This is a genomic window from Bacillus sp. 17RED48, from assembly GCF_019837545.1.
GTDB lineage: Bacteria > Bacillota > Bacilli > Bacillales > Bacillaceae_G > Bacillus_A > Bacillus_A wiedmannii.
Genome location: NZ_JADAXG010000011.1, coordinates 99,833 through 117,575, shown reverse-complemented (window position 1 = coordinate 117,575; position 17,743 = coordinate 99,833). Strand labels below are relative to the sequence as shown.

The following is a 17,743-nucleotide window of genomic DNA, read 5'->3' as shown; positions in this document are numbered from 1 at the left end:
GTTAAGGTATCTTTCAAAAAAATCAAAACAAAAAGAACTTGTAATATATAATTACAAGTTCTTTTTATGGTAGCTTCAACACATTGGAACTATAAACTTGTAAACAACAACATTAGAGGAAGGGGTGAATTATCCCTTTAAAATAATTATATAACTAATATTCATATTTTGAGATTGAAACCTTGAACATTTCGTTAATTTTAACGATCACTTTAATATTCTTCATTTTTAACTTACATAAACATTTATAATTCTGCGCACTACAATAAAATCAAATAACCTAAAAATAAAAATATATGTGAAATTTTTTATATTTTTTTGATATTAATTGAATATTTTATGATTATCATTTCATTTTCACTCTAATATTGCCATGTTTCTAGATTGCTATTAGAGATTTACCTTCTAAAACTTACTTAAAATTGGTTAGTATTGAATACATTGACTGAAGATTGAGAAATCAAATGCATATTGATACTATTATGATATAAATTATCTGTCAGTCTAACTTCCATCATCCACAATAATGTTTTTCTATCTATGTATAGAAATAATTTATCTGTCAGTAATTTATAGTTTATTATCATACATTAAAAAGGAGGAAGTAAAATTATGAAGAAGAAAATCATTACAGTAACTGCTCTGGCTGCAACATTAGCTACAGGTGCATTACCTACAACATCAGTATTTGCTGCTGAGACAGTTGCTCCTATCCAACAACAGGAATCACAAGTTAGTATTCAACCGTTTGCACAAAGTAATCTAGAAACGGCTGTTCAAGCTGCATTAAATGGTCCCGAAGTAAAAAAAATAAAAGTATTTGAGCATGAATTTAATGTAAAAGAAATTGAAGTTGTGGATCGAGGTGCAGCTGGTAAAGATGTATACGGACAAATCTCTCATCATTTAAGCTTCCGTCCAGATGATCAACTTTACTATAAATTCACAAAAAAAGATGGTGAGGTAACGGGATTCGAATTCCATATTGATAGAGGGGGCTGGACACCAATTGTAGCTCCACTTTTATCAATTCTTGCTGCATATAACGGAATTCCTGTTAATCCAAATGATTTAAATTCACTCGGTCAACAACTTGGAAAAGTTATCGATGGTAGTTGGGAACATGCAGGACAATCTATTGCTACTGCAGTTAGTTTAAGCTTTAATGAGAAATAAGCTTATAGGCATTATTTAGGATTACAGAGAAGTATTATTCGTAAGTTTTTCTAAAATGATATTATATGTAACAAATCCATTTCTAACTTTAATGCAGTAATAAGAGAGAGACTCTCCCCAAAAGTCTTTTGATCTCAGATATGGAATTCATATAATTTTGTCACATAATACCTTAACAAATAAAAATTTACATTAATAATTATGTAAAGATTACCAATTTTAACAATTAATTGTACTTCGGAAAACAGACGTCTAGTTTAAGACTTCTGTTTTCTTTGTATAATATTAGATTTGAATTGTATGCCCTATAAAGTACATGAAGTATGATAATATACTTTGTCATCATTTCACTAAACTTACACATGATTATTTTGGCCTTCCCACCCTTGTATGATTACATTTCTAAATTTATGTTCCCAGTGCACAATGGCTTTTGAGCAAATCTAAATGAGAATATCCCTCTCTAAATTTTAAAGCTAGCACAATATTTTAAGGTAAATGACAATAGTAACTCTGATGGTAGCTAACATATTATCTTATTTGACTCAATTTCCTTTCAACTTTACAAACCTTTTGTTACCTATTATAAATTTGGCAATATTTATAAAAAATATTTTTTTAAATTAATACAGTCTATTATTCTCATGCTGGAATTCATGCATATGGTAAAAGCACCTAAATTATTATATAAGACTAATCTGTTTAAAATCAGGAGAGATATAATGAAGAAAATAAAGATGAAAAAACACTTAAAATTCGGGATTCTTACTTGTTTTACACTAGCAAGTTTATGTACATCTTCAATAGTATTTGCTGATAGACATCCAGGTTATTCCTATGAGTCCGATTTAGGTTATCGAAATCCAAACTGGATGTCAAAATTGGAAGATACAAAAAAATAAGCGAATTATCTATTCCAGGTACTCATGGTTCAATGGCTTTACATGGAGCGAGTTTTATCGATGAGAATTTGACAAGAAATCAAACAATGCCCCTACCTCAGCAGTTCAATGCAGGAATACGTTATGTAGACATGCGTGTTAAACGTGTGAAAAATTCCTTTGCCATGCAGCATGGTATTGTGAATCAAAAAGCAATGTTTGAAGATGTATTAAAAGAAACAATTCAATTTTTAAGAGAAAACCCTCAAGAAACAATTTTAATGCGCTTAAAAGAGGAAACTGATCCAGAGAACGGCTCACAGTCATTCGAGGAGATATTTAAAAATTATAAAGCCCGTAATGTGTCCTATTTTTGGGAACCAAATTCTGTGCCATTTTCAGAAAGAAATAACCCTAAGTTAGGAGATATCCGTGGAAAAATTGTAATACTACAAAACTTCGCAGCATCTGAAGAATACGGAATTAATTATGAATCATTAAATATCCAAGATAATTTTGAAGTTAGCGCTGGACCGGATGGAATGTATGAGAAATGGAATGCAGTAAAAAACCAGCTTCTAAAGGCAAATAACGACTCTAACAATAATCATATCTATCTCAACCATTTTAGTGGTACAGGTGGCGCTACAGCATTATGGAATAATTATTATCCTTGGTTTGTTGCAAGTGGAAAGGAAAATCGAGATACTGGTAGTAACCCACAGTTAATTCAAAAAAACACAACAAATGAATGGAAAGACTTCCCTCGTGATACAAATGGTCAAGTATTTTATGGTGGAATGAATATAATGGGGACAGATTTCATACTACAAGGTGGGATCAGACATTCTGGTATTATTGCAGCTGATTTTCCAGGTCCAGGTTTAATAGATAGTATCATTAAATTAAATGGGATTAACGTTAATGAAAAAGAGATATTAATTTCCCAAATTTCTTCTGACTCTAAGCCATTGCTTGGAGAAAAGAACCGATCCAGCCAAAACTTTAGTATAAATAATTTACCCCCAGGGACAATGGGTTTAAAATGGATTATTGAACCTACCCAGGGAGAGACTTCTGACAGTATCTCTTTCAATATTATGGTCGATGTTTCTCTGGGTCTAGATCGTGTTAGTTGGAGCAATATTTCAAATGAGTCCAGGACTGCAGCAGATACAAATTCTAAATACTATATCGCAAATCCAAGTGGTGTGAATCACCCATTTACAGTAAAAATATATGCTATCACTAATTAAATTTTTAAAGGGTTTCTTTATCCCTCCATCGGCTTAAGAAGTTCAATTACCTTATGTATCAAAAGAGCATTCTCTCCAGGTATGCTATATTAAAGGCAACAATAAAAAAGAATCTAGAAATGCCACTAGATTCTTTTTTATTTTTAGAAACAATTCATATTAAGATAAAAATGCTTTTATTCTATATAAAATAGTCGAAATAAAAATTAATAAACCGCTGACTGACCTAAAAGTTAAAGTACTATAACTAAAATTTCATTCCATTTTGGTAATTGATTCATTTCACCTCTATTCGCGGGAACACCTTGTATAGAAAACAACACTTCTTGATCTCGTATCCCGTTATTTTCATATCAGTACATAATCATATCACCTTTCTATATATAATTTATTTATAGCAAAGGCGTTCCTTCTTGATTTTAAATAACTACTTATGACCAATGAACAGTAATTATCGCATCTTAATGATACTTATAGCATAGAAAAACTGACAGTAAAACACATTCTGTTTTCCAGAAATAACGATGTAAAATCAATAAGTAATGGTTAATTCTCCTATCCTTTCTCACAACTAAAAGACTGTTATAATAATCATTACAATAAATACCCATAAACTCCATATATACTACAGATTATGTTTGTATGATACCTATATCAATAGAAAGGGATGATATAGGTTGCTGACACTTTATATAATATATCTGTTTTTATCAATTGCTATCATGCTATTCTTATTTACAAGTACAATCGGTTAATTTTATTGATTATATCAAGCTCGCTTCTTTTCATACAAGAGAACGTCTATTTCTTCACTAAATTAAAGAGAAAATCCTATTACTATCAAGTCGAAATTAGAGAGATTCAGTTTAAGAGAAAGCGTTCTTCTTTTTCTATAAAGCTAAATCATTACCTTAAAGAAGATATAGATATCTTTCGGTTCCCTCCTACATATAAAGCAATTTACCCTGCTTCCTAACACCTACTGATTTGTTACACAAAATTGAATTCCATAAAAATTTAAATTTCAAAACACCCAGGAATACAATGAATATAGTATATACCTTATTTTTAGAAAGAAGGATTGAACATGAAAACCAAAGTAGCTAAATCAATTCAAAATTTGCAATTAAAATCATTTGAAATGATGACAAATTCTGTTTCTTTTAAATCTATTTTGCATGGAACTGGTATGACTTTTGTAATTATTTTTGGATCATCTTTGATTAACGATTCTTCTTTATTTTCATTAAATTCTTTGATGGTGATATTGGGTTTCTTTTTAATCTTTACGCCATATATGTTTAATATTGCTGAGAAGTCTAATATATGACTTAATTTCCGACGTTTAATCATTGACTTAAAAATTTTAAGCACCCAAAACAAGAAATTCACACACTTTTAATTAAAAGGTGTGAATTTTTTTGTTTGGGTCTATTTCCTCTTAAATTTATAGTTAAGTGATACTACTTCAATTAATTAATTTTTATTTCTAGTTTAAAATTATGCAAATGAGTTGCCTATATTTTCTCTACAGTACAATCCCCCCTATTTAACTATTTATATTGTATAGATTACCTAATCCCCCATACAAAACTCTAAGAGTATCTTCAATTTTTTTATTATATTTATATAGAATTGGCTCTTTCTTGAAAACATACTATACTATAAAATAAAATTAACAAATATTATTTAATGGAGGTTCATAATGAATAAAACAGAACTAATTAACCAAGTATCTGAGAAAACATCACTTACTAAAAAAGATGCTACCGCATCTGTACAAGCTATCCTAGATCAAATTACACAATCTCTTCAAAAAGAGGAATCCGTACAGTTAATTGGATTTGGTACATTTGAAGTACGTGAGCGTTCTGCACGTACTGGGCGCAATCCCCAAACGGGCGAAGAAATGCATATTCCAGGAGGAAAAGTACCTGCATTTAAAGCTGGGAAAGCTTTAAAAGAGGCTGTTAAATAAGGATTAAATTATCTATCTAAAAAGGAATGGAGATTTTTATCTCCATTCCTTTTTAAATTAATCATATATTTTTTCGGAAAATAATTAACTAGTTTTTTATCATTTTCACGATTTCCATACCCTGCAAACTCTTCTAATCATAGAATTTGTTTTTTAGATGCTAGATGTATCTTTTACTGCTAATTTTTTCTTACTTAAATAAACAGCTCGATCTGATTTTTTTGCAACTTCTTGTGAATGTGTCACAACAATTACACATTTATTTTCTTGATGAGCGAGCTCCTGGAACAAATTAATGATATCATTTGCTGTTTCTTCATCAAGGTTTCCTGTCGGCTCATCCGCAATTAGTAAATCAACATTACAAGATAGTGCTCGAGCAATTGCTACACGTTGTTGTTGTCCCCCGCTTAGTTGCAAGACATTTCGTTTCGCTTCTATTTCTGTGAGTCCTACCTTCTCTAATAATTCTAATGCCCTTGCTTTTTTATTTTTTACCTTCACACCTGTAATTTCCATTGCCGTTAATACATTCTGAAGAGCAGTCATATAGGTAATCAAATTATAAGATTGGAAAATTACAGATACATTTTGATTACGGTATCGATCCAAACCAATTTTTCGAATATCCTTGCCATTATACAGTACATAACCATTTTTAGGTATATCCAGCCCACAACCTAAGCTAAGAGTTGTAGTTTTACCAGATCCAGATGGCCCTAAAATCGTGTAGAAATGCCCTTTTTGAAAAGAAAAGTTAACATTATCTAGTATCGTTACTTTTTTTCCGTTACTTTCATAATAATAATCTAAGTTTTTAAATTGTAAAATTGTCTCCATATCGATCCTCCTTATTCATCTTTTAAAAGAATTTGTTTTGGATTTAAGCGTAGAATAGATAATGCCGGAAGAAGCGTTGCTAATATAGCAATAGCTAGTCCAATCCCCCCCATTTTCCCTACGTCTTCTCCTGTTACACTTACATTAATTTTATCAATTGGATCCTCTTTTTGATTTTGTACAGTACCACCTGGTCCAGCCACCATTACAGTTCCATTTTGAGAGGTGTCTGTTTCTTCGTCTGCTGTAGCAATTTCACTTGAAAGTAAATTATCCCCTATATATTGAGAAACTTTAGTTCCTGTTGTTATGGATAATCCAAATGCTAAAATAGCGATACATACTACTTCTACTACGAACTGCGCCATCAGCTTCCACTTTTTCTCTCCAATGGACAATAGAATCCCCATTTCCTTACGACGTGTTTTAATCGATAACATAATAATTAAACCTAATATAATCGCACCTGCAATTGATACAATATAAATAATCATTTGAGAAGTAGATGAAATATTTTCGATAGGGCCAATCATTTGTTTGTACAACGAATCATTTGCGTCTAACTTAAAATAATTAAAATCAATATCAAATTTCTTTGCTTCTTTTTTAAACGCATCAATGTTTTGTGGATCGTTCAAGAAATACACGATTTGAATACCACTACCCATACCTTCATCAGTTTCTAATTTTTTCAAGGCAGAATAAGGCATATATAGCTTATTAGCTGGGTCCATCATAGGAGGGGCATGTTCCCCCATTGGCTTCTCATTCGTTTCATAAATACCAATAATTTCAAATTCAAGAGTTTTCTTCTTATCACCTGATTGAATTTTTACCTTATCTCCTACTTTTAAATTGTTTTGTTCCGCTAATCGTTTTTCCATTAAAGTAACATTTTGATCTTTTACCTGTTCTGTAATTGGTTTTCCATCAATGATTTTACTTTTTCTATTTTTAAAACTTTCGTGTAATGCAGTTTTGCGAACTCCTTCCATGATAAGAGAAGAATTCATATCTATTTCTGTACCCGAACCTGATCCACCCGCTACTGCCACCATTCCTGCTTTACCTTTTCCTTCTTCACCTTCTGAAGCACCTACTAGTTTAAATCCATCCGAAATTCCGAAAGTATTGGTTATGTAATTATAGTCTTTTACATACTTGGACTTTGCTAATTGATCTGCTTCTTTTGTGTTGAGCTTTGGTGGTTTAGGCATCTCTCCCGTTTCCCTAGCTTGTTGACCTAATTTATCAAAATCAAGACCTAAAGTGACATCTGCACCTAGTTTTTTTCTTGCTGCATCCGCAGCTTTTTTTGATGCATTTTGAATTGTGAATCCTGCCAATACTAAATTTGTAACAATCAGAAAGACCGCCATCAAAATTAATGATGTTCCTATCCTTTTTTTCATACTGAGAATTGCGCGTTTTATAAAATTCATTTTTCCTAACCTCCTTGATAGTTGTTATTCTAAATACACTATCTGGAGTTTATATGAAGATATTCAGTAGATTATCTAAAGATATTAGGGTTTATCTGGAGTGCATATGTAGTGATTTGTTAATATAGTCAAGAAAAGCTGGAACACAAATTAAAATATGTAATCGATTTTGAACATTGGTAAAGAGTCAGTCCGTTTAATGTGGAATGAGGACAAACGGACTAATAATAATATTAATAGGTATAAAATATTAGTCACCAACCAATTAACTTGAGGAAGGAATACAAACACGGGATAACTCCCTTTATTTATGACCCATACAGCACAAGATGAGATACTATCGCTAGAAAAATTAGCCTCCTACACGGAATAACAATGTGGGCATTCTTTTTGCCTCATGACATCTACCATCTCTGATATATCTAGTACCCACACGAAAAATACATATAAAAAAACCACCGAAAGGTGGCTATAGTTTTAACGAATTTCCGGAAAGAATTCTCCTTCCTCAAGCGTGTGAAGGGCGTAGCCCAACGGTAGGTGGGAGATGAATTTCGGTTTGGCGTAGCCAAAAGGTTTTCCTTTTTATTTTGCCTCTGATATAATCAGTCTTATAAATTATAAAGGCTGGTATATAAATGAAATTAGATAGTAATAACCATTCAGTATTCTTGTTGTATTATCACCTTGTGTTGGTCGTGAAATACAGAAGAAATGTGTTTGATAATGATATGTCAGACTATGCAAAAGATATGTTTGTTCGACTATCTGAAAACTATAACATCACATTAGTTGAATGGAATCATGATGTAGACCACGTTCATATTTTGTTCAAGGCACACCCTAATACAGAAATGACAAAATTCATCAATGCTTATAAAAGTGCAAGTTCTCGACTTATTAAAAGAGACTTTCCACAAGTGAAAAAGAAACTTTGGAAAGAGATGTTTTGGTCAAGAAGTTTTTGCTTGCTAACTACTGGTGGTTCGCCAATAGACGTAGTAAAAACATATATTGAAAATCAAAGTGAAAAGTGAGGTGAAATGATATGACAAAGCAGAATAAAGCATATAAATTCCGTTTGTATCCAACAGAAGACCAAGCACATCTTATGCGTAAAACCTTCGGTTGTGTACGTTTCGTGTATAACAGAATGTTAGCTGAACGGAAAGAAGCGTATCAAAAACATAAAGATGATAAGGATCAACTAAAGAAACAAAAGCTTCCCACTCCCGCAAAATACAAAGCAGAATTTGAGTGGTTAAAAGAAGTTGATTCATTAGCTTTGGCAAATACTCAACTAAACTTGCAAACTGCCTATAAAAATTTCTTTAGTGGTCAAAATGACTTCCCAACATTCAAAAGCAAAAAAGACAGAAAGTCTTATACAACGAATGTAGTGAACGGAAATATTATGTTGCTTAACGGTCATATCAAATTGCCAAAACTGAAAATGGTACGTATCAAACAGCATAGAGAAATACCACAAGGCCATATAATCAAGTCATGTACGATTTCTATGACACCTACTGGTAAATACTATGTGTCCATTTTGACTGAATACGAAAAAGAGATCGTACAAAAAGAAGTAGAAACAGTTGTTGGATTAGACTTTGCGATGGATCAATTATACGTCAGTTCTGAGGATGAGAGAGCCAATTATCCTAAGTTCTATCGTGAAATGTTAGACCGATTAGCAAAGGCGCAACGAGTATTATCAAGACGTACAAAAGGTTCAAGGCGTTGGAATAAACAACGTATCCGTGTAGCTAAGCTGCATGAAAAAGTAGCAAACCAACGTAAGAACTTCCTTCATCATAAGTCTAAAGAGTTAGCTACTCATTTTGATGTTGTAGCTATTGAAAATCTAAATATGAAGGGAATATCGCAAGCACTTCATTTTGGAAAAAGCGTCGCTGATAATGCTTGGGGTATGTTCACTTCTTTCTTAGCTTATAAACTAAATGAACAAGGCAAACAGCTTGTGAAAATAGACAAATGGTTTCCTTCCACAAAAACATGTAACAGTTGTGGAAATGTGAAAAATATGTCATTGTCTGAGCGAGTCTATTCTTGTATATGCGGTGTAAATCTCGATAGAGATTATAACGCAGCTATCAATATCAAAAATGAAGCAATACGCCTATTGGCGTTAGCATAGATAGCAATAAAATAACCCTTGGAACAAGGGAGTTAGCTCGGCTGTCTTAGGACGAATTCGTTAGCTACCAAAAAGTAACGACTAACCGAGAAGCCCCCACTTCAAACAGTCCGTTAGGACGTTAAGTGGCGGGTAGTTCACGCGGCACTTGTTTAATCTGCTAATTTCACGTTTTTTATTAGTTTTTCACCATTTCGATAAACTGTTACTTTAATTGTATCCCCCAACTTTTTCTTTTCATATAAATATTTTCGGAATTGAACGACATTTTCTATTTTTTGTCCATCTAATGCAATCACAACATCATATTGTTGCAATCCACCTTTTTCTGCTGGTGATTGGTATGAGATATTCCGCAATACTGCACCATTTGATATCTCTTTTGGTAATTTTAATTGATTGCGTGCAGAATCTGTCATTTTCTCCACATCTAATAACTGTACACCCATCATCGGACGTTTAACTGTTCCATCTTTCTCAAGAGACTCTAGGATCGTTTTGGCTATATGAATCGGAATTGCAAATCCAATTCCTTCAACAGCTTGTTGTGCAATTTTACTCGAATTAATTCCAATGACTTCACCCTGTTCATTAAACAAAGCTCCTCCACTATTCCCAGGATTAATAGCTGCATCTGTTTGAATTACCTGTGCTTGCCAATCAACTTGTTGATCTCCAAGAGTACTAACAGGTATTTCTCGTTCCTTACTACTAATAATCCCCTTTGTTACACTACCTTCTAACCCCAATGGATTCCCAATAGCTATTACCGTTTCCCCTGTACGAATTTTTTCTGAGTCTCCAAGTGTTGCGACTCTTTTTACATCTGCCCCATCAATTTCTAATACTGCTAAATCTAATAATGGATCTGTCCCTACTACTTTAGCGGGAACTTTTTTACCATTATTCAATTTCACTTCTACTTTATTCGCACCATCTATCACATGATTATTTGTAACAATGAAAGCCTTATTGCCGTTTTTTTTATATATGACCCCTGATCCCGAACCAGCTTCTTCTGATTGAACTTGCGCATTAAATGAATCTGCATTTTGTTTATAGTTAATGACACCTACGACAACTTCTTTTGCAGATTCAATCATATTTTGAGGATTGCTCACATCTTCTGGTTTGTAAGAGATCGGCGTAGCCTGATTTACTTCGTTATGCTTAGGAGATTGACCTGCACTTCCTTTGATTTCATTTATATAAGGAGTGGTCAATCCAATGGTAATTGCACCAATCACTGCACCAATTATTCCTGTGAAAAAATACCCTGTTTTTTTATAGACTTTATTCCTATTGCTTTCTGTTTGATTTGTATCATAGTGTCCCATTGTGAACATCCCTTTCTCCTTTAATTTACAATTGAATGTTTTTATCTTAATATTCGAAATACGATGTATGAATGTAATATTTAAGAATCACCATTTCAAAAACATTTTACCTTTAGGCATGGTTTAAACATAAATCAACTGTTTTTTCGTAAGGGTAACATTATATTTGAAATTTCCTATGAATATATGTATGACTATATTCAAACCCACTTCGAGCTTGTCTCTAAAAAAAGAGCCTATTCGGCTCTCAACAAATAGAGTATTCAATGTACAAAGTAGGATACGTGTTTATACAGGTGTTTTGCAAAAAGTGGAAACAAGGGACAATAAACATCCATTAGCCTATTTATTCTTTTGTTATAAACTTAGATTCTAGCATTCTCGTGAGAATGGATGGTAATAGGTTTGTGTGTAAATAAGAAGGAAGGGATAAAATTTGATAGATTGTGTAAGTCTTCAACATCATGTATCATTCCTTTCTATTTGGTACATGTATCATACAAACTTAATCTGTACTCTATATGGAGTTAATCTAGAGTTATAGTAAAGATTTTCAGTACCTAATTATGGAATACAAAAATAGAGAGAATCAATTTGATCCTCCCTATTTTTGTTCACTAGACTTATATAGCTTTCTTTTATTTACACTTGTGTATTTGTTTAAGCACGGTGCTGGTTTCAATTTTTGTTTTTTCTCTTTTATGCGTCTATTATTCGAATGAAGGGCTATCCACAGTTGTACATCTAATAAAGAAAGAATGATGTTTGCTTCTAGTGACATCTTAATTACCTCCCTCTGTCTTGTTATGTATATAACCTATCTCATGCATCTGGAGCTAATTTGAAATACATGTAGTTTTCTTGTGAAGTTTTTATAGTGTTTCTAATACGTCTCCACATCAACTCCAAATTGGAAGGTTATAATGACTACAAGAGGTGATATTATGAAGAACTATCACATTCTGGTGGTAGAGGATGATCAAGAAATACAAGAATTAATCAAACAATTTTTAATGACACAACAGTATAAAGTTATAGTTGCATCAGATGGATTAGAGGGCATGAAACAGTTTAATAAGCAGTCCTTCGATTTAATTCTTCTAGATGTGATGATGCCAAACCTGAATGGATTTGAAGTTGCCAAAATGATTCGAAGTCAGTCAAATATACCAATTATTATGCTAACTGCGCTAGAAGAAGAACAAGATCAAATGAAAGGATTTGATCTTGGAATCGATGATTATATTACGAAACCTTTTTCTTTTCATGTTTTGATGAGACGAGTCGAAGCAGTACTGAGAAGAAGTAATAATCAAAGTACGGATAATCATTTTGTATTTAGAAAACTACATGTCGATGGCGATGCATATAAAGTATATGTAAATAAAGTTGAAGTTCCCCTAACGACAAAAGAATTTGAAATTTTGCAACTACTACTTCAAAATGAAAAAAAGGTACTCACAAGAGAAAATATCGTAGAAAAAATTTGGGGATATGAGTATGCCGGAGACACACGAATGATTGATACGCATATGAAAAACATACGAAAAAAATTAGATATACCCTATATTAAAACAGTAAAGGGCATTGGTTATAAAATCGATGAATAAGATTGTAAAAATCATGAAGATGAAGAGAATTACCTATAAACTCTTTATGACTACATCCCTCATTTTGTTAGCCTTTGCAACCTTAATTTATGTAACTTTATACTTCTTTCTCCCTAAATTTTATGAGAAATACAAAACAGATCAGCTTCAAACGGGAATCGAAGAAATAATTGATAAATCTAAAGATCTTACGCTTCAAAATGCAACACCACTTGTTGATGAATACGCACAAAAAAATAATGCAATGATATATCTTCAAGATAATGAGGGAAGGCTTATTTATTCTCCTTTTCTTCAAAGTACTATTCAAGAGGGTACCGTTCGGAGGGGTACTGTTCAGGGGAGTACTCCAGCAAAAGGTTTTGTTACTACAGTACCAATAAAGGGTTTGGCTCAATCTCGTAATTCATATGAAGCTACCAAGCCAATACAATTCCAAGATGTTAACTTAACGCTTGTGGTGTTCGCAACATTTCAACCAATCGATGAAGCTTCACAGGTCTTGGTACGTTTTCTACCCTATATTAGTATCATTGTACTGGTTATTGGTTTAGGAAGTGCTTATCTCTATTCAAGGTTTATTACTAAACCACTTATTTATATTAATAAAGGTGCACAAAAGATGGCAAACTTGGATTTCTCCGAAAAAATTGAGGTTCGTTCTATGGATGAATTAGGGGAATTGTCCAATAGCTTGAATGATATGTCCATAAATTTACAACAGGCAATTTTTGATTTACAAAAAGCGAATCAGCAATTAAAAAGTGATATTGAAAAAGAAAGAGAAATAGAAACAAAGCGAAGGGAATTCTTTGCTATTGTAGCACATGAATTAAAAACCCCTCTTACTGTTATGAAAGGATACTTAGAAGGGATGATATATAATATCGGCCCTTATCAAAATCGTGACCAATATTTAAAGAAAAATTATCAAATAATTGAAAGTCTGGAACAACTGGTTCGTGAAATTTTAAGCATGTCAAAATTAGAACAACATACCTTTAAACTTCAAGTGGAAGAAGTAAATCTTTCGAAATCAATAGATACAATCACAAAAAACCTCGAATTTTTTGCTTCTCAAAAAGGCATTCAAATAATAAAAGAAGTCGATTCTGACATTTTTGTTTATACGGATTATGTTCTTTTAGAAAAAGCTTGTAAAAACATCATTCATAATGCGATTATGTATTCACCGTATAACGACAAAGTCTATATAAAGTTAACAAAGGATTCTAAACAAAACAACATCCAAATGCGAGTTATCAATACAGGTGTCAAAATAAAAGAAGAAGATATACAACATATTTTCAAACCATTTTATCGAATCGAAAAGTCAAGAAATCGAAATACGGGAGGGAGTGGCTTAGGGTTATATATTGTAAAACAAATTTTTGAATCCCTTTTTATCACATATTCTATAAATAATACTAAACAAGGCGTAGAATTTTTAGTTACCATTCCATTATCCAGCAAATAAACAACAAAAGAGTCTCAATCTCATTTCATCCTATAAAAATGAGATTGAGATTTTTCATATTATGTTGGGTATGGCAACCCAAACATAATATGGGGTACAGAGATATTAAAGTTGTTTAAATTACATTAAAATTCTTTAAAAAATAATATGAATCCTACAAGCCTAGTCATATCAGTGAAAAAGTAACTAATATGCATTTAATACACAATTTATTTGTATAAAAACATTTCTGTTAATATAGAAATGTTTTTATTCTTTAGGAAGTTGATGTTAAAAAAACAGAATAAATAGTGTATTCTTTATTATAAGAATTATTTTTCCGTTAGAATAAGGTCGCAATTCGATTCACTTATAAATCACTTGAAGAAAGCTTATAAGTAAAGGGGTAAGGGAATGAGCCAGTTAATCAATTCTTTGAACTCCCCCCACTTTCACTTCGTTTAGAAGTGAGGGGTTCCTAAGTAAAGAGTTCTATCGAACTCTAATTGATAAGGCTACCCCCGCAGTCCTTGCGGTTAGAAGCCTTATCGCTTCATTCTTTAGATTGATACTTGCGTTAATATCCCTATCATGGTGTGTACGATAAGAAGAACAGTCCCATTCATGTAGGTTTAGATTTTTAACGTCTTTATTTTGATATCCACAACAAGAACATAATTGGCTGGAAGCAAATGTTTTCGATACGACAATGACTTGTTTGCCATACCATTTTGCTTTGTATTCTAACATGGATCGAAATTGCAACCAAGATACCTCACTAATTGCTTTTGCTAACTTATGATTCTTTAACATATTCGATACTTGCAAATCCTCTATACCGATAACATCGTGGTTTTTGATGATTTCAGTTGAAATTTTGTCCAAGTAATTTTTTCTAGTATTTGATATGTATTCATGAATTCTAGCTACCTTTACTCGTTGTTTATTCCAGCGAGAAGATTCTTTCATTCTTCTAGAAAGAACACGCTGTGCTTTCGCCAACTTATCTTCTAATGATCGGAAAAATTTCGGATTTTCATAGTGTGTTCCATCTGACAAAATAGCGAAATCTTGGCTAAAATGATAAATAAAACATTATATTTTATAAAGGGGCCTATATGATGGGAATTATTGTGATTTGTAATTGCTGTAATAGAAAAAAGGGCACTCACCCTTTTACATTTTTACCCTATGAGGAAACTGATTACTATTGTGAGAACTGTTATAATGATCTGGTTCTTATACAAATGCATGAAGAAAATTCAGATAAAAACATTATGCATTTGACACATAAAGATCAAAAATAATACACTTGCCAGTGTATTAACGGAAGAGAATTTATGAAACAAAAAAGTATTCATAGTGGTTGTAATATAAGTATGATCCCTGAATTGTATATTAATGAACCATTTGTAGACGGAATAGAAATATTTTTTGTTACACAAACTGGCCGACTGTACTTTTTTCACTACAAACTGATAACTTAACAGCTGGGTAGAAAGTGATGAGTATACTGGACCAGATATGACTGATTTCGGATTTCACATTTTTTGTTAGTATTTCCTTTCATCATGTCTAAAACAGATTTATATGCTTAGTGACAAGGTCAATCAAACTATATAAGCAGATGATCCATTCTACTCATTCGCCATATTATGCATAATAATCTATAAAATACGTATCTATAAATTAAAAATCTAAAAAAGAAAAAATCTGAAGATCCTTCTGACGTAAGGAGTTTCAGATTTTTTTATTTTAGTAATACCCTTTGCAACAAGTTGCCATTAGGATAGTGTATCAGCAACTTGTAGCTATTACTATGAATGCTAGATTCCTCAAAATTATTCCATATTTTTTCATTTTATTTATATTATTCTATGCTTTGTTCTAAATTATAATTCCATATTTATGGACAAAAGTTTAAATTTATGGAATTTTGTACAAGCTATTTATACGCTATTTTTAATTAGGAGGGATTCTTTATGTTTGGTCTAGGAAAAAAAAGAACTCCATTTGGGGAGTATTTAGATCACAGAGGAATCAAACAACAATGGCTTGTACAAAGAACTGGATTAAGTAAATCTCTGATAAGTGATTTAGCAAATAAAAAGGATCGTATTCCCACTTTAACATCTGCAACTAAAATCATTAGAATACTAAAAAAATTTGATAAGCATATTGATTATCAAGATTTTTGGAATATTGATATTTAATACCTCTAAAGTGTAATGCACATCTAATTGTCTCTAATCCAATCGTGTAGATTACTAAAAACATAGATTTTTCCCTTTATAACTATTGATTATTTAACACTTATAATACAAAAATTCCTTTTATTAAAAAAGATATAAATTTCATTGTTTTTTTATCCAGAAGCCTAAATATACATTTGATATTATTCTAAAGTTTATAGCGCACTATTCGAACATTTTGTGAAAATCAGCAAAAAACATCACAAACTACTAGTAGTAGGTATTAATTTCCTAGTGTTTGTTCCAAGCACTGTGTTAAACTGAGAGAGTTTAACAGATCTACTCTAATAACATTAATGAAATGGGGTATTTACTTGAACTTTCCACAATTAAAAATCGGTCATATGATGCCAAAGGTCCCAATTATGCAGGGAGGAATGGGCGTAGGCATTTCATTAAGTAAACTTGCATCTGCAGTTGCAAATGCTGGAGGAATTGGGATTATATCAGGAACTGGTATTTCCATAGATGAAATGAGAATGCATATTAGGAAGGCAAAAGAAAAGATCCGGAATACTGGTTATATTGGAGTAAATGTCCTTTTTGCTATGAATGATTTTGCTGAAAAAATGAAAGCAGCCATTGAGGAAAAAGTTGATTTCATCATATCTGGTGCTGGCATTTCACGAGATATGTATACTTGGGGAAAAAATGCCGACATACCAGTTATTTCAATAGTATCCTCAGCCAAACTCGCTAGATTATCTGAACGCTTGGGTGCGGCCGCTGTTGTAGTAGAGGGTCATGAAGCAGGAGGACATCTGGGTACCGATCGACCTTTATTCGATATATTACCGGAAGTAGTTGCAGCAGTCGAAATTCCCGTAATTGCTGCTGGAGGAATTATGACTGGAAAAGATATTGCGCATGCCTTAAAAATGGGTGCATCTGGTGTGCAAATGGGTACAAGATTCGTTGCAAGTAATGAGTGTGACGCACCACTATCCTTTAAGGAAAAATATATAAATGCTCGATTAGAAGATACTATATTAGTCAAAACAACTGTCGGTCTCCAAGGTCGTGCGGTTAAAAATAACTTTACTAAATTAATAGCTGATAATAATAAAAAGATAAAAATAAAAAAGTGTATAAATTGCTTAAAAAACTGTTCTTATCGTTTCTGCACGCTAGATTCTTTGATAACCTCTATGGATGGTGATTGTGAAAATGGTCTTGTTTTCGCAGGTGCACGAGTAAATGAAGTCAAAGAGATTTTGCCCGTCCAAACAATTATTAACAATATTATGATGGAATATAGAGCATGTATTTAAGGTAGAATCCATGTATAGTTCTTAAAAAAATATTTAATGTTGTAAATTCTTATTTTCCTGACGATACATCAACTAATAATTAT

General features: G+C 32.2%; 13 protein-coding genes and 2 pseudogenes. 10 read left to right on the top strand and 5 right to left on the bottom strand.

The window, feature by feature from the left end; genetic code table 11:
- Positions 1–612: 612 nt before the first annotated feature.
- The 4 genes and pseudogenes from ILT06_RS28535 (at position 613) to ILT06_RS28520 (ending at position 5,291) form a co-directional block, all read left to right on the top strand.
- Entirely contained in the window at positions 613–1,176 is a 564-nt protein-coding gene (locus tag ILT06_RS28535) for a hypothetical protein (RefSeq protein ID WP_000726950.1), read from the top strand.
- A gap of 722 nt (positions 1,177–1,898) precedes the next feature.
- Positions 1,899–3,313: pseudogene (locus ILT06_RS28530) on the top strand (phosphatidylinositol-specific phospholipase C).
- 1,087 nt (positions 3,314–4,400) lie between these two features.
- Positions 4,401–4,643: a hypothetical protein gene (locus tag ILT06_RS28525; RefSeq protein WP_098082635.1), complete on the top strand. Its 243-nt coding sequence runs from the start codon at positions 4,401–4,403 to the stop codon at positions 4,641–4,643.
- A 375-nt stretch (positions 4,644–5,018) separates the two neighbouring features.
- Entirely contained in the window at positions 5,019–5,291 is a 273-nt protein-coding gene (locus ILT06_RS28520; protein WP_016083288.1) for an HU family DNA-binding protein, read from the top strand.
- Between the two features lie 153 nt (positions 5,292–5,444).
- Here the strand turns inward: ILT06_RS28520 and ILT06_RS28515 are convergent, their stop codons facing one another.
- Positions 5,445–6,131, bottom strand: coding sequence for an ABC transporter ATP-binding protein (locus ILT06_RS28515; protein WP_098082636.1), 687 nt, complete (start codon positions 6,129–6,131; stop codon positions 5,445–5,447).
- Between the two features lie 11 nt (positions 6,132–6,142).
- A complete protein-coding gene (locus ILT06_RS28510; RefSeq protein ID WP_098103656.1) occupies positions 6,143–7,573 on the bottom strand; it encodes an ABC transporter permease in 1,431 nt (476 codons plus the stop codon).
- A 638-nt stretch (positions 7,574–8,211) separates the two neighbouring features.
- Here ILT06_RS28510 and tnpA point away from each other — a divergent pair.
- Both tnpA and ILT06_RS28500 read left to right on the top strand, forming a co-directional pair.
- Positions 8,212–8,610, top strand: a complete 399-nt coding sequence (gene tnpA / locus ILT06_RS28505; RefSeq protein WP_078403881.1) for an IS200/IS605 family transposase — start codon at positions 8,212–8,214, stop codon at positions 8,608–8,610.
- An 11-nt stretch (positions 8,611–8,621) separates the two neighbouring features.
- Positions 8,622–9,734 (top strand): RNA-guided endonuclease TnpB family protein, encoded by a 1,113-nt coding sequence (locus ILT06_RS28500; RefSeq protein WP_098103655.1) that lies wholly within the window; start codon positions 8,622–8,624, stop codon positions 9,732–9,734.
- A 152-nt stretch (positions 9,735–9,886) separates the two neighbouring features.
- On the opposite strand, the gene ILT06_RS28495 is transcribed toward ILT06_RS28500, so the two are convergent.
- Together ILT06_RS28495 and ILT06_RS28490 are read right to left on the bottom strand one after the other, a co-directional pair.
- On the bottom strand, positions 9,887–11,080 hold the full coding sequence (locus ILT06_RS28495) for a S1C family serine protease (protein ID WP_098103654.1): 1,194 nt from the start codon (positions 11,078–11,080) through the stop codon (positions 9,887–9,889).
- A 595-nt stretch (positions 11,081–11,675) separates the two neighbouring features.
- Positions 11,676–11,852: a hypothetical protein gene (locus ILT06_RS28490; protein WP_000050954.1), complete on the bottom strand. Its 177-nt coding sequence runs from the start codon at positions 11,850–11,852 to the stop codon at positions 11,676–11,678.
- A gap of 163 nt (positions 11,853–12,015) precedes the next feature.
- Between ILT06_RS28490 and ILT06_RS28485 the strand changes: the two genes are divergently transcribed.
- Together ILT06_RS28485 and ILT06_RS28480 are read left to right on the top strand one after the other, a co-directional pair.
- On the top strand, positions 12,016–12,681 hold the full coding sequence (locus tag ILT06_RS28485) for a response regulator transcription factor (RefSeq protein ID WP_098103653.1): 666 nt from the start codon (positions 12,016–12,018) through the stop codon (positions 12,679–12,681).
- Positions 12,682–12,694: 13 nt separating this feature from the next.
- The gene (locus ILT06_RS28480) at positions 12,695–14,158 is read left to right on the top strand and encodes a sensor histidine kinase (RefSeq protein WP_222655734.1); all 1,464 of its coding nucleotides are present in this window, start codon (positions 12,695–12,697) and stop codon (positions 14,156–14,158) included.
- 471 nt (positions 14,159–14,629) lie between these two features.
- On the opposite strand, the pseudogene ILT06_RS28475 reads toward ILT06_RS28480, so the two are convergent.
- Positions 14,630–15,211, bottom strand: a pseudogene (locus tag ILT06_RS28475) (RNA-guided endonuclease TnpB family protein); the annotation flags it as partial.
- Positions 15,212–16,119: 908 nt separating this feature from the next.
- Here ILT06_RS28475 and ILT06_RS28470 point away from each other — a divergent pair.
- The gene (locus ILT06_RS28470; RefSeq protein WP_000467334.1) at positions 16,120–16,350 is read left to right on the top strand and encodes a helix-turn-helix domain-containing protein; all 231 of its coding nucleotides are present in this window, start codon (positions 16,120–16,122) and stop codon (positions 16,348–16,350) included.
- Positions 16,351–16,685: 335 nt separating this feature from the next.
- Positions 16,686–17,660, top strand: coding sequence for an NAD(P)H-dependent flavin oxidoreductase (locus tag ILT06_RS28465; protein WP_098103704.1), 975 nt, complete (start codon positions 16,686–16,688; stop codon positions 17,658–17,660).
- The last annotated feature ends 83 nt before the right edge of the window (positions 17,661–17,743 follow it).

Excerpts from the sequence above, each read along its gene's own strand:
- ILT06_RS28515 (WP_098082636.1), bottom strand. The coding sequence starts at position 6,131 with ATGGAGACAATTTTACAATTTAAAAACTTAGATTATTATTATGAAAGT.
- ILT06_RS28495 (WP_098103654.1), bottom strand. The coding sequence starts at position 11,080 with ATGTTCACAATGGGACACTATGATACAAATCAAACAGAAAGCAATAGG.
- ILT06_RS28465 (WP_098103704.1), top strand. The coding sequence starts at position 16,686 with ATGAAATGGGGTATTTACTTGAACTTTCCACAATTAAAAATCGGTCAT.
- tnpA (WP_078403881.1), top strand. The coding sequence starts at position 8,212 with ATGAAATTAGATAGTAATAACCATTCAGTATTCTTGTTGTATTATCAC.
- ILT06_RS28525 (WP_098082635.1), top strand. The coding sequence starts at position 4,401 with ATGAAAACCAAAGTAGCTAAATCAATTCAAAATTTGCAATTAAAATCA.
- ILT06_RS28500 (WP_098103655.1), top strand. The coding sequence starts at position 8,622 with ATGACAAAGCAGAATAAAGCATATAAATTCCGTTTGTATCCAACAGAA.
- ILT06_RS28470 (WP_000467334.1), top strand. The coding sequence starts at position 16,120 with ATGTTTGGTCTAGGAAAAAAAAGAACTCCATTTGGGGAGTATTTAGAT.
- ILT06_RS28490 (WP_000050954.1), bottom strand. The coding sequence starts at position 11,852 with ATGTCACTAGAAGCAAACATCATTCTTTCTTTATTAGATGTACAACTG.
- ILT06_RS28520 (WP_016083288.1), top strand. The coding sequence starts at position 5,019 with ATGAATAAAACAGAACTAATTAACCAAGTATCTGAGAAAACATCACTT.
- ILT06_RS28485 (WP_098103653.1), top strand. The coding sequence starts at position 12,016 with ATGAAGAACTATCACATTCTGGTGGTAGAGGATGATCAAGAAATACAA.
- ILT06_RS28535 (WP_000726950.1), top strand. The coding sequence starts at position 613 with ATGAAGAAGAAAATCATTACAGTAACTGCTCTGGCTGCAACATTAGCT.
- ILT06_RS28480 (WP_222655734.1), top strand. The coding sequence starts at position 12,695 with ATGAAGATGAAGAGAATTACCTATAAACTCTTTATGACTACATCCCTC.
- ILT06_RS28510 (WP_098103656.1), bottom strand. The coding sequence starts at position 7,573 with ATGAATTTTATAAAACGCGCAATTCTCAGTATGAAAAAAAGGATAGGA.